The following is a 12335-nucleotide window of genomic DNA, read 5'->3' as shown; positions in this document are numbered from 1 at the left end:
TGGCTTCGCTCTCAGGCACTTATTCAATATAACGAACCTCCTTTATATTGTCAACTATTTTTTCCAAAAATCTTTTGGACTGTTTTTCAGTCACCTGAAACTGCCCACAGTGCCGGGTTGTAGGCAACAATGGTTTATGCACTGTGCTGAGTAAGGAAGGGTGAAGCGTGAATTTTCAGTCGATAATAGGTTTATTGCATGAGTTTTGGGGCGATCGCGGTTGCTTGATTGCCCAGCCCTACGATATTGAGAAGGGGGCTGGTACTAAGAATCCCCAGACATTTTTAAGAGCATTGGGACCGGAACCGTGGGCTGTTGCCTACGTTGAACCGTGTCGTCGCCCGACGGATGGACGCTACGGCGAAAACCCCAACCGCTTCCAACACTATTATCAGTATCAAGTCCTGATTAAACCGTCGCCAGATAATATCCAGGAGATTTATCTTGATTCGTTAAGGGCTTTAGGTATTCGTCCTGAAGACCACGATATTCGGTTTGTAGAGGATAACTGGGAAGATGCGACGGTGGGAGCTTGGGGGACTGGGTGGGAAGTCTGGTTAGATGGGATGGAAATTACTCAATTTACCTACTTCCAACAGTGTGGAGGAATTGATTGCCGTCCGGTGTCGATTGAGATTACATACGGGTTAGAGCGGCTGACAATGTATCTCCAGGAAGTGGAAGCAATTACTAAGATTCATTGGACGGACAACATTACTTATGGTGATGTTTACCTCCAAGGAGAGATTGAGCAGTGTACTTACAATTTTGAAGCATCAAATCCTGAGTTGCTACTGACACTATTTAATTTGTATGAGCAGGAAGCTACCCAATTAACGGAGCGAGGATTGGTTTTGCCTAGCTTAGATTATGTAATGAAGTGTTCGCACACGTTCAATCTGCTGGATGCGAGAGGTGTGATTTCGGTGACGGAGAGAACTCGCTATATTGCCAGGATTCGGCATTTGGCTAGGAAGGTAGCTCATTTATATGTTGAGCAAAGGGAGAAGTTAGGTTTTCCGTTGCTCAAAGATTTAAAACCAGTTATACAGCCACCTGTTTTACAGTCAGTCGTGCAGCAACTTGTTTCACAGCCAGTCTTACCACAACCTGTTTCAGAATCTAGAGTTAAATCTCGTTACCAATATATTATTGATTGGCTATTTTTGATTCCAATTTCCTCTTATGTTCTTTGGGTAATACTTTCATTGTTTTGATAGAAGAGTTTATGTGTCAAAGGATGCAGAGCATCCAGACACTCGTTACCTGGCTCGGTAAGAGGATGTTTGTAAAGTTGAATTTATTACTCGCCTGGGCAACTAGAAGTCGCGGCTACACGAGACTTTACCTGCATCCGCAGGTTAGCAAATTCTTAATTTTGCATTCTTTAAGCTAGGTATATCTTTATGATGTGGCTATTGCTAAAGGTCAGAAATACCGTTCAATCTTAAGTCTAGAACATTAAAGCTACAAGGATAAGACCCGCCTATGCGGGCTTTTTTTGTATAAACTTGATGGAGCATACTTCACCACAAGCATAAAAATTTTTTGGCGTTGCTGATTAATAGAGATGAAAAGCTCATGCAGAGGCGCTCCCGGCGCAGATAATAAGAGTTTGGAATATTTGATTTTTGAATTTCATAGCCAAATTCAGCAACGCCCAGCAACGCCTTTAATTCGGTTATGCAAATTAAATGTTTTTTAGCTTACCATCTCAATTAACCTAACAAGGGGCAAAATCCTCTTGTTAAAGGTAGGCAAACTTCCACCACAGTATACTAGTTATTTTTAAGTCAGCTGCAAATTCGGATTGTCAGGTGCTTTTACAAAAAATCTTATGGTTCAAACCAGTGGTGTAATTATTTGTCTTGGCTACATTTTTGGGTTGTTATTTACAGCAGTTCCTTGGGGTGGTGTCTGGATTTTCGTTCTGGGGATAGTGGGAGCAATTATTTTTAGAAGACGCACCACTTCACGGCAACTTGCTCAAAAACCAGAAAATACTGGAAGCAAAAACAAGGCAGTACCTAATACTTGGCAAACTACTACCCATCCTCGAATATGGCTAGCTGCTGGCTTAGTGGGATTATTGGCAACTCTATATCTTCAATGGCGAGTGCCGCAACCAGGTGCAAAAGATATTAGTCAGTTCGTTCCGCCTGGAAATAGCAGTAATCAAGAACAACTTGTGATTGTTCGCGGGGAAGTGGCGAGTAATCCTCGCTTAACTCGCAGTCAGAGGGGACAATTTTGGCTGGAAGCGACTCAGCTAGATGAGGTTAAGAATGAAAAAGGTTCAGCAGGTGTCCCGAAAGGGGTTACAGGTAAATTGTATGTGACAGTGCCTATACTTCAAGCTACTGGGTTATACCCTAGTCAACAAATTGCTGTGACTGGGATTTTGTACAAACCAAAGGCGGCTTCCAATCCTGGTGGTTTTGACTTTCAGAAGTTTCTCAAGCAAGAAGGGACGTTTGCCGGTCTAGTTGGGCGACAAATAAATGTTTTGGATCAGGAACGTAAATGGGGATGGTGGCAAATTCGGGAGCGAATTGTGCGATCGCAAGTTCGTTGGTTAGGTGTTCCTGAAGGGCCTCTTGTCAGTGCAATGGTTTTAGGCAGCAAAGCTGTTGATTTACCCTACGATATCCGCGACTTATTTGTACAAGCCGGATTAGCTCATGCTTTAGCAGCTTCCGGGTTCCAAACTTCTTTGATTTTGAGTGTGATATTACAATTAACGAGGCGGGCAAAAAAAGGAACGCAATTTACCCTTGGATTTTTGGCTTTAATCATTTTCCTGAGTTTAACAGGTTTTCAACCTGCGGTTCTCAGAGCCGTAATTATGGGTTTTGCGGCATTAGTTGGTTTGCTATTAAAAAGGAAGGTAAAACAGTTCGGATCATTACTATTAGCAGCAACTCTGTTATTAGTGTTTAATCCTCTATGGATTTGGGATTTAGGCTTTCAATTGAGTTTTTTAGCAACACTGGGATTAGTTGTAACAGTATCCCCATTAGTCAACCGCCTAGCATGGCTACCACCTGCGATCGCTGCTTTGATTGCCGTTCCCCTAGCTGCCACTATTTGGACTTTACCTGTGCAACTTTTTGTCTTTGGGGTTGTACCATCTTATAGTTTGTTGCTGAATGTGGCTAGTACTCCATTAATTTCGATCATTAGTATCGGTGGAATCATCAGTGCGATCGCAGCATTAATTTGGACTCAAGCAGGAAGCTTCCTCGCTGAGGTGTTGCATTACCCTACTGATTGGCTAATTAAACTAGTGGAATTTTTTAGCAAGTTGCCAGGAAATTCTGTTGCTGTAGGCAGCATATCCAGTTGGCAGCTTCTGGTGATTTATCTACTGATTATACTGGTTTGGCTAGTCCCTTGGTGGCAACGGCGGTGGTGGTTTGCTAATGTAATTGCGATTGCTTTAGTATTCATCCCCCTTTGGCATTCTACAAATACATTGTTTAAGATAACGGTATTAGAATCTGGTACTAAACCAATTGTAATTGTTCAAGATAGAGGTACAGTAACTGTAATCAATAGTGGCGATGAAGGTACAGGACGTTTCACAATCCTACCGTTTTTGCAACAGCAGGGAATAAATCAAATTAATTGGGCGATCGCAACTGATTTCCAAGGCAATGAAAGTAATGCTTGGTTGGAATTAATGCAACGTTTACCAATCAAAAACTTTTATGAATATTCCCCCAAGTCTGAAGATTCAATTGCAAGCCAAGCAATTCAACAAGAATTACAACAGCATCAAGGGATCTACCAAGGTTTGGTAGTTGGCCAAGCTGTGAAGACTGGTTCAGTTATGGCGCAATTAATCAATGACCAATTACCCATTTTACAATTGCAAATTCTAGATCAGAATTGGTTATTAGTAGGTAATGTCAAGTCTAAAGAAGTCCAGCAACTAGTTAAAAAAGGGAGTTTGCCTCGTCCACAAGTGCTGTGGTGTCCGCCTGAGTCATTAAAAGATTTAGTTATTGCTCTGCAACCACAAGTGGCGATCGCTTCTTCTGCTAACTTTGATCTAAAAGCTTTCTCTGAACTGAATAAAAGCCAAACTAAGCTATTTTTTACAGGCCGAGATGGAGCTATTCAATGGACACCAAATGGTCAGTTTGAGGCTTTTATTGAAGCAGCAGAAAACAAATCATCTGTTTTATAAAAAATAATCACAAATTAAGTACATTCAAAGCGGTTATATTCACCTCGTCTACACCAGAGGATAGTGGAGTCTGGCTCCTGACTTACTTAGTCTCCTAGAGTGCAAGGCGTAGCAGCAAAGATGATTCCACATCCAGCTTCAGGGCTGTGATATTATGGGAGACTGCTACATACATTTAGAAAAACTAGAAATTGAATCGATCATGGCCCTCACGCAACTGCGGAAACAAGAAATAATTTCCAATTACCAAGTTCACGAAACCGACACTGGTTCGTCCGATGTCCAAGTTGCCATGCTAACTGAGCGCATTAACCGCCTCAGCGAACATCTCCAGGCAAATAAAAAAGACCATTCTTCCCGGCGGGGACTGTTGAAGCTAATTGGTCAGCGCAAGCGTCTTCTAGCCTACATATCACAGGAAAGCCGGGAAAAGTATCAAGCTTTGATTGCTCGCCTCGGTATTCGTGGATAGGGACTACCGCTTATGTCTGCTGAAGAATCTGAACGCAGTCGCTTGCCCTTTGAACCAAACAAAAAGCGCCAAAAACCCGCAAAAACTCAAAGTAAACCAGCAGCACAGCCACAAGAATCTGGCAAACAGGCTGATAGAAAAACACCTTACACCAAAGAAGAAATGACTATTCCCCAAGTAGTCAGCCAGAGGATGATCCGACGGGTAGCTGGGTTCTGTGGTGTACCAACAGCTTTGGGCATTAGCACCCTGGTTGTCAGCTATCTGCTTGCTATCTACTCTGACATCCAACTACCTCCCATCGCCGTGTTATTGGTGAACATGGGATTATTTGGTTTGGGGGTCTTAGGGATAACTTATGGCGTTCTCTCTGCCTCTTGGGATGAAGAAAAAGTCGGAAGTTTGCTGGGTTTGCGTGAGTTCAACACCAATTGGGGACGAATGGTGGCAGTTTGGCGCGAAACTCGGCAAAAAAACTCATAATGAACGGCGCTCAGGTATTACGTAACTGCGGTATTGGGTAAATCAAGAAGTGAATGTTGAAGTTGAAATTTTATAACTTTAACATTGATAATTAAAATTATATAATTCTTTTTATACCCCGTATTCAGTTATTTAGTAGTAAAACTACTGACTGAGCGCTATGTTTTATAAATAAATTAAATAAATTTTGTTTTTAACTATTCGTAATTAGTCCAATAGGCAACAATAAAGTTACCCCATTTAGAGAAAAATTTACTCAATTAATCAGGAACTTTCAGATGATTATAGTAATGAAAAGTGGTTCCCCAGAAGCGGAAATAAACCGCATTGATAAGGAACTAATTAGCTGGGGGCTAACTCCAGAAAAAATTGTTGGTCAACACAAAGTAGTCATTGGTGTAGTAGGTGAAACCGCCAGCTTAGATCCACTACAAATTCAGGAACTTAGCCCCTGGATTGAGCAGGTATTGCGGGTAGAGCAGCCTTACAAACGAGCCAGCCGCCAGTACCGCCACGGCGAAGCTTCGGAGGTGGTCGTTAATACTCCCAATGGAGCGGTGGTATTTGGTGAACACCACCCCTTAGTAGTCGTTGCCGGTCCCTGTTCCGTAGAAAATGAAGAAATGATTGTGGAGACGGCGCGGCGCGTCAAGACGGCTGGAGCGACATTTTTGCGCGGAGGGGCATACAAACCCCGGACTTCACCTTACGCCTTCCAAGGACACGGCGAGAGTGCTTTGGATTTGTTGGCAAGGGCGCGGGAAGTTAGCGGACTAGGTATTATTACAGAAGTGATGGATGCCGCTGACCTGGATAAAATTGTCGAAATTGCTGACGTGATCCAGGTGGGGGCAAGGAATATGCAGAATTTCTCCTTGCTCAAAAAAGTGGGAGCGCAGCCGAAACCTGTTCTCTTGAAGCGGGGAATGGCAGCTACCATTGAAGATTGGTTGATGGCAGCCGAGTATATTTTGGCAGCTGGCAATCCCAATGTGATCTTGTGTGAACGAGGCATACGCACTTTTGACCGCCAGTATACTCGGAATACGTTAGATATATCAGTAGTGCCAGTGTTGCGAAAGCTGACTCACCTGCCAATTATGATTGACCCCAGCCACGGTACAGGTTGGTCTGAGTTTGTACCTTCAATGGCAATGGCTGCGATCGCAGCTGGCACAGATTCCTTGATGATAGAGGTTCACCCCAACCCTGCCAAAGCTTTATCTGATGGGCCGCAATCTCTGACACCAGACCGTTTCGATAACTTGATGCAAGAATTAGCAGTAATTGGTAAAGCGGTGGGACGCTGGCAGCAACCAGCAGTAGCTCTAGCTTAAAATTGAGTTACCACTTCTTGCTAGATATAAATTAATTAAAATTTGTAGTAAAGACTTTAGTGCTGATAAATCTGAAGAAGCGATAAATCGCTCAGTACAAAATAAGATTTTCTCACGGGCGATCGCTTAGATTCATCAAACACCCCGATCACGTTTTATGTCGCCAACAACTTTTTCCAAAATCCAGTTCTCTAATTTATCTGGATTTAATTGTTGCTGACGTGTAATCAACCGATTAGCAATTTCTTCATTGCCACTAATTAAATTAAGAAGTTCTTTGTACAAAGGATTATTCTTGGACACTCCTTTTGGTTTACTAGGTTGCCTCTTCATTTTTTTGAGGTCTGGTAATGGCGTATCTGAGGGTGGAGACAGAAAAACTTCTGTTTGTATTTGTGGTGTTTTTGAATGTAGTTGTTCCTGTGTTTTTTTGAGCTTCAAGTCAGTAATAACTTGTTTCAAAACCCAGTTTTCAGATTTACCTGGGTACAATTGGCGCTGTTTTACCAGTAATTGATTAGTTGTGTTTACGTTGTTGGTTAGAGCAATTAATTCACTGTGCAGATACTTGTTATTAATGTCTATTTCCTCCTGAGTTACTTTGAATTGGAAAGGTGGTGGAGATATTGATTGGTGGGGAGGGGGAGCTTTAGCTTTGAGTTTTGATGTATCTATTCCATGTTCCTTAAGTAGGAATTCGTATTCATCTATAGCTTGTCTGAAAAGCTCTACAGATTCTTGGTATTGGTCTATAGACTGCTTAAATAGTTCTGTGGATTTTTGGTACTGGTACAAAGCTTTCCTCTGAAGCAAAAGTTTGATGATGCATATAAGCAGCAAGAGGAATGCAAGAAATAAAGCAATCTCTAGCTGAAGGATGAGCGTAAGCTGCATAATGAATTTTGAGTTGGTGGTACAACTCTACAAATACGGGGAATATCTAGGTGAAGACATCAGCAAAATTCCCGTATTTGTTTCACGCTCATTGATGATGCACGTAGATACCGCGATCGCCCGTGCTAAATGTATACCAATAAATAAAGCCCTCCTGTCATTAGTAGGACGGCTTTATTTGTTTTCTTGAATTTGGTCAGAAACTCCAAATTTTTAAGACTACTCATTTGCTACTCAAAAATCGCTCAAAACGGCTGACCACAGCGATTACTGTACTTGTGTGGGGAAAGCACCAGGTTGCACAGCTATGTTAAGATTCTGCCCATTGCGACGTAATTCCATACGTAAGTCGCCCCCGACTTGGCTATTTTCTACTACCTTTTGGACACTGCTGGCATCTGTGACTGCTTGACCGCCAAGCTTTTCGATCACATCACCAGCACGTATCCCTGCTTTAGCAGCTGGTGAATTTGGCACAACTTTCACAACTAATACACCTTTATCTTCATTCACACTCAAACCGCTATTGGGATCTGAGTTGATATTTTGTTTTAGCTGAGGTGTTAACCCCACCATCTGAATTCCCAGATAAGGATGTTCTACTTTGCCCGTAGCTATTAGTTGACTGGAAATGCGTTGTGCTGTGTTGATGGGAATAGCAAAACCTAATCCTTGTGCCCCTTGAATAATGGCTGTATTCATGGCAATTACTTCGCCACGGTAATTTAGCAAGGGACCGCCGGAGTTACCGGGATTAATTGCTGCGTCGGTTTGAATATACTCTACTCGCTTATCGGGAGCACCGATTTGATTGCTACTGCGTCCAGTAGCACTGATGATTCCGGTAGTTACTGTATTATCTAGTCCAAGGGGGTTGCCGATCGCGATCGCCCATTCTCCCGGTTGCAGTTTATCTGAGTTACCCAAGGTTACTAACGGTAGATTGTCTGCCTGAATCTTGACAACAGCAACATCGGTCAAATCATCTTTTCCTAACACCTTACCTTTAAAGCTACGCCCATCCTTGAGTGTTACTGTTACCGTATCAGCACCATCGACTACGTGAGCATTGGTGAGAATACGACCATCAGCACTAATAATAAAACCTGAACCAGTACCTCGTTCTACCCGATTCTGTTGTTGTGGTATTTGAGAGCCAAAGAAGCGTTGGAAAAATGGATCGTTAAATTCATCTGGTATCTGAGTTTTTACAGTTCGGGAAGAGTCAATCCGCACCACGGCTGGCCCAACCTTTTGCACCACCTGGATAACAAAGTTAGGATCTGTACCGGCTGCTAATGGAGGAGCGGCATTTACTCGACTTACTGCCAAATTAGATGCATTTTCAGACACCTGCTGAGAATGTCCAGCCATATAGCCGCCTGCCAATGTCATACCCGATCCCAGCAGCACCAGCGATAGAGAGGCAGCAGCCTTTTTCCAGGGTGCTCGATTATGGTATTTGGCATCAGCAGTGTTGGATAAAATGCTATTTGATGGGTGTTCTCCATCGCGAGATTGGTTTTGCATTGCTCTCTGGAAGGATATTTAGATGTATTACTAATGTAGATATAATTTATGACAGTTTTGTTGCAGAGGTATTGCGTTACTGTGAAATGTTTGCTTTATTACACAAGTTATTATCGCATAGCCTGGATAAATTCCTGAACAGCGTGGTACTGGTCAGCGACAAGAAATTAAAACTGTTAAAATATTTCACCATGCCTGAAGGAATAAAAATGGCACAGGGGAAAATCCTACTTAAGCCTGGTACTTTATGGACAAGTGTCAAAGAGCAGACGGAATATGCTTTGCAATGCGGGGCGTTGCTGTCAATACCAACGGAATTTGAATTTGTCCAACAGGATAACGTGCGCTTTTTAGTGCGGATTTTGTCTAACCTGAATCGCAAAAAAGCCGCCAAGGAGAAGCAGGAAAAACAATCTGCTATATCTAGTCAAGAATTTAATCCTTTCTTACCCTACGAAGAGGATTTATTTGTGGCGGATATCTCTGATACCCATGTATGTATTTTGAATAAATTCAATGTTGTTGATTATCATCTGCTAATTATCACCCGTGGCTTCGAGGAACAGGAAAGCTTACTCACCCTCGAAGATTTTACGGCTATGTGGGCATGTCTAGCTGATTTCGATGGTTTAGCATTTTACAACAGTGGCAAAACCGCAGGTGCCAGTCAGCGACACAAGCACTTGCAATTAGTGCCATTACCACTTGCACCTTCAGGGCCGCAGATACCTATTGAACCTCTGCTAACATCAGCACAATTTCAGGACTTAATACCTTCTGGTACGTCGGCTACGCAAACGGTGGGCAAAGCCCACGCAACTTTAGCAAAACTTCCTTTTATACACGCTTTCGCACCACTAAATTCCAATTGGATGCAGTCGCCATTCGCAGCAGCCCAAGCAACACTAGAAGCTTATCGCACCTTGCGACATGCTGTGGGTTTAGATGCAAGGCAATCTGGTGCTTACAATCTGTTAGCGACACGAGAATGGATGTTGATTATACCGCGATCGCAGGAGCATTTCCAGTCTATCTCTGTGAATTCATTAGGATTCGCTGGTGCTTTGCTAGTGCGGAATGCAGCAGAAATGGAGATTCTCAAAGCCCAAGGGCCGATGACCATTCTCAAGAATGTTGCTATATCCTAATTACAGCAGAATTCAAGTATTTGAACCAAATCTGTAGTAAGGGCACAGCAATGCTGTGCCCTTACTACTCTTCCCCATCTGTGATAATTTACAGTATAGGTAAAATTATTGATTCTGCATTCTTGTTTAATCGGTTCAATTGCGGGTGCTTGATTTATCGCGATCGCTATGTATAAATCACTGCTAGCAAAACTTAAACCGCAATCTTAATCCCTTACTATTTGTCTAAATACATAACTACTTGATGGGATATATGTAAATTCTATCTATCTCATCTTCTGACTTGAATTCATAGTTTTTATCCCCCAACTTCCAGTAATTTATGTTATCTATATCTATTGATATGGGATATTTTAGTGAATATTATATCAATCAATCCGGATTTCATTTACTTCTCTGGAAATCTCTGTAAGTCAATGCAATACTATCATCACAACACTACATGAAACTACGCTGGTTATTACTTAGTCTCACAAGTATTATTCTACTCTCGTCGCCAGTAAAGGCGAATTCCAACACGAATCAAGTTGACAGCGCAGATGGCGGGAGTGGAAATCAATCAGAGTTACAACTACCAGAACTAAAATTCATTCCCCCAACTCCCTCAAGCGATTTTCTTAACCCAATAGGTATTCCTAAATACACTGGTATAGTTACTTTAGGACGAGAAATATCGGAACTAAAAACTCCAATTAAAGCATTAATTGCTCGCTACAGATTCCTCACTCCCGGAATCTTTTTTATGGACTTAGAAACAGGGGATTATTTAAATATCAATGGCGGTCAAGCTTTCTCCGCAGCTAGCACAATTAAGTATCCTATTTTAATTGCTTTGTTTCAAGGAATAGATACAAAGAGAATCAAACTAACTGAGACATTGGTGATGCAACGTAAACACGTTACTGGTGGTTCTGGAGATATGCAGTATCGGCGGGTGGGAACTAAGATTAGTCTTTTAGAAACTATAACTAAAATGATGACTATTAGCGATAATACCGCTACAAATATGATTATCGACCGTTTAGGTGGTAAGGCAAATTTAAATCAGAGGTTTCGCACTTGGGGATTGCAAAGTACTGTGATTCACAATATGTTAGGAGACTTTAAAGGGACTAATAAAACTAGTGCAAAAGACTTAGTGCGATTGTCAGCTTTGATTACAAATAATCAGTTAATTTCTAATACAAGTCGCTCTCAAGTTTTAGGTATCATGATTCGTTGCCATAATACAAGCTTACTCCCGTCTGGTTTGGGTTATGGGGCGAGTATTGCTCACAAAACAGGCACTCTACGGTTTGTACTTGGAGATGCGGGTATCATTGAAACACCATCAGGAAAGCGTTATTTAGCAGGAATTTTCGTGCGAAGACCGAATAATGACGAGAGAGCAACAGCTTTTATTCGTCAAGTTTCTCAGATGGTGTATGCCTACTTTGAGCAATCAAAAGTTAGCCATCTACCTTAATTATTGACGTTTTTTACCGGGATACAAACATAAGTCTCAGTAGAAGTTATATCAAACTCCGCAGAAGTTTTATGGCGAATCACAAACAACAAAACTGTATACACTGATTAAGTTTTTGGATTGTTTATAAAAGCATTATATCCTGATTTATTGACATTGTCTAACTGTCTAATCATGAAAAATTACGAAATAGTTCTAATATCCGTTTTCCGACTCGTTCTATAACTACTCCTGACTCAGCAGATAGCCCATCAAATAATATCTCATATATCAATGGTACGCCCAACTCTAACTCTTCTAAAAGAGTACGCTGGCTAAATACATCTTGTGGTTTGCCTTCTAGCATCAGTTACCCTTTATCCATGACAAAAACCCAGTCAGCCCAACGATAACCGAGATCCAAATCGTGGGTTGCCATTACTAAAGTAGTTCCATCTTGATGAATTTTTTTCAGGGTTGCTATTAAGTTACGAGTATGTTTTATATCTAAATATGCAGTTGGCTCATCCAAAACCAGCAGTTCTGGTCGCAACACCATCACATCAGCTATAGAAACTCGCTTTTTTTGTCCTAAACTCAGATGATGCACTGGTCTTTCTGCTAAAGTAGTCAATTCAAATTCAACTAATGCTTGCTCTACTCGGTCTTTAATTTCTGGTTCCGGTAAACCCAAATTACATAACCCGTAAGATATATCTTCTTCAACAGTAGAAGCTACTAATTGTTGTTCTGGATCTTGAAATACTAGTCCAACCTTCTACCGTAAATTACCAAGATAATTTCGGTTATAAATTAACTGACATGAAGTACATCA

10 protein-coding genes and 1 pseudogene are annotated in these 12335 nt (G+C 41.7%); 8 read left to right on the top strand and 3 right to left on the bottom strand.

What is annotated here, in order from left to right:
* Positions 1–167: 167 nt before the first annotated feature.
* The 5 genes from glyQ (at position 168) to aroF (ending at position 6484) form a co-directional block, all read left to right on the top strand.
* On the top strand, positions 168–1217 hold the full coding sequence (glyQ, locus tag V7K31_RS21360) for a glycine--tRNA ligase subunit alpha (protein ID WP_442941343.1): 1050 nt from the start codon (positions 168–170) through the stop codon (positions 1215–1217).
* Positions 1218–1837: 620 nt separating this feature from the next.
* Positions 1838–4192: a ComEC/Rec2 family competence protein gene (locus tag V7K31_RS21355; RefSeq protein ID WP_335096693.1), complete on the top strand. Its 2355-nt coding sequence runs from the start codon at positions 1838–1840 to the stop codon at positions 4190–4192.
* Positions 4193–4394: 202 nt separating this feature from the next.
* Entirely contained in the window at positions 4395–4664 is a 270-nt protein-coding gene (gene rpsO / locus V7K31_RS21350) for a 30S ribosomal protein S15 (protein ID WP_196526018.1), read from the top strand.
* A gap of 12 nt (positions 4665–4676) precedes the next feature.
* Entirely contained in the window at positions 4677–5147 is a 471-nt protein-coding gene (locus V7K31_RS21345; protein ID WP_335096692.1) for a PAM68 family protein, read from the top strand.
* Between the two features lie 278 nt (positions 5148–5425).
* The gene (aroF, locus tag V7K31_RS21340) at positions 5426–6484 is read left to right on the top strand and encodes a 3-deoxy-7-phosphoheptulonate synthase (RefSeq protein WP_335096691.1); all 1059 of its coding nucleotides are present in this window, start codon (positions 5426–5428) and stop codon (positions 6482–6484) included.
* A 135-nt stretch (positions 6485–6619) separates the two neighbouring features.
* Here the strand turns inward: aroF and V7K31_RS21335 are convergent, their stop codons facing one another.
* The gene (locus tag V7K31_RS21335) at positions 6620–7378 is read right to left on the bottom strand and encodes a hypothetical protein (protein WP_335096690.1); all 759 of its coding nucleotides are present in this window, start codon (positions 7376–7378) and stop codon (positions 6620–6622) included.
* 1 nt (position 7379) lies between these two features.
* On the opposite strand from V7K31_RS21335, the gene V7K31_RS21330 reads away from it, so the two are divergent.
* On the top strand, positions 7380–7568 hold the full coding sequence (locus V7K31_RS21330; RefSeq protein ID WP_335096689.1) for a hypothetical protein: 189 nt from the start codon (positions 7380–7382) through the stop codon (positions 7566–7568).
* Positions 7569–7645: 77 nt separating this feature from the next.
* Here V7K31_RS21330 and V7K31_RS21325 read toward each other — a convergent pair whose 3' ends face one another.
* The gene (locus V7K31_RS21325; RefSeq protein ID WP_335096688.1) at positions 7646–8908 is read right to left on the bottom strand and encodes an HhoA/HhoB/HtrA family serine endopeptidase; all 1263 of its coding nucleotides are present in this window, start codon (positions 8906–8908) and stop codon (positions 7646–7648) included.
* Between the two features lie 209 nt (positions 8909–9117).
* On the opposite strand from V7K31_RS21325, the gene V7K31_RS21320 reads away from it, so the two are divergent.
* Positions 9118–10056 (top strand): ATP adenylyltransferase family protein, encoded by a 939-nt coding sequence (locus tag V7K31_RS21320; protein WP_335096694.1) that lies wholly within the window; start codon positions 9118–9120, stop codon positions 10054–10056.
* Between the two features lie 442 nt (positions 10057–10498).
* The gene (locus V7K31_RS21315) at positions 10499–11521 is read left to right on the top strand and encodes a serine hydrolase (protein ID WP_335096687.1); all 1023 of its coding nucleotides are present in this window, start codon (positions 10499–10501) and stop codon (positions 11519–11521) included.
* 172 nt (positions 11522–11693) lie between these two features.
* Here V7K31_RS21315 and V7K31_RS21310 read toward each other — a convergent pair.
* Positions 11694–12317 (bottom strand): annotated as a pseudogene (locus V7K31_RS21310) (energy-coupling factor ABC transporter ATP-binding protein); the annotation flags it as partial.
* Between the last annotated feature and the right edge of the window lie 18 nt (positions 12318–12335).

Origin of the sequence: Nostoc sp., from assembly GCF_036917675.1 — a bacterium.
In the GTDB taxonomy this organism is placed as follows: domain Bacteria; phylum Cyanobacteriota; class Cyanobacteriia; order Cyanobacteriales; family Nostocaceae; genus Nostoc.
The sequence above is the reverse complement of the archived record's forward strand: the minus strand, read 5'-3'. Positions and strand labels throughout refer to the sequence as shown.

Excerpts from the sequence above, each read along its gene's own strand:
- V7K31_RS21320 (WP_335096694.1), top strand. The coding sequence starts at position 9,118 with ATGGCACAGGGGAAAATCCTACTTAAGCCTGGTACTTTATGGACAAGT.
- aroF (WP_335096691.1), top strand. The coding sequence starts at position 5,426 with ATGATTATAGTAATGAAAAGTGGTTCCCCAGAAGCGGAAATAAACCGC.
- V7K31_RS21345 (WP_335096692.1), top strand. The coding sequence starts at position 4,677 with ATGTCTGCTGAAGAATCTGAACGCAGTCGCTTGCCCTTTGAACCAAAC.
- rpsO (WP_196526018.1), top strand. The coding sequence starts at position 4,395 with ATGGCCCTCACGCAACTGCGGAAACAAGAAATAATTTCCAATTACCAA.
- V7K31_RS21335 (WP_335096690.1), bottom strand. The coding sequence starts at position 7,378 with ATGCAGCTTACGCTCATCCTTCAGCTAGAGATTGCTTTATTTCTTGCA.
- V7K31_RS21325 (WP_335096688.1), bottom strand. The coding sequence starts at position 8,908 with ATGCAAAACCAATCTCGCGATGGAGAACACCCATCAAATAGCATTTTA.
- V7K31_RS21330 (WP_335096689.1), top strand. The coding sequence starts at position 7,380 with ATGAATTTTGAGTTGGTGGTACAACTCTACAAATACGGGGAATATCTA.
- V7K31_RS21355 (WP_335096693.1), top strand. The coding sequence starts at position 1,838 with ATGGTTCAAACCAGTGGTGTAATTATTTGTCTTGGCTACATTTTTGGG.
- V7K31_RS21315 (WP_335096687.1), top strand. The coding sequence starts at position 10,499 with ATGAAACTACGCTGGTTATTACTTAGTCTCACAAGTATTATTCTACTC.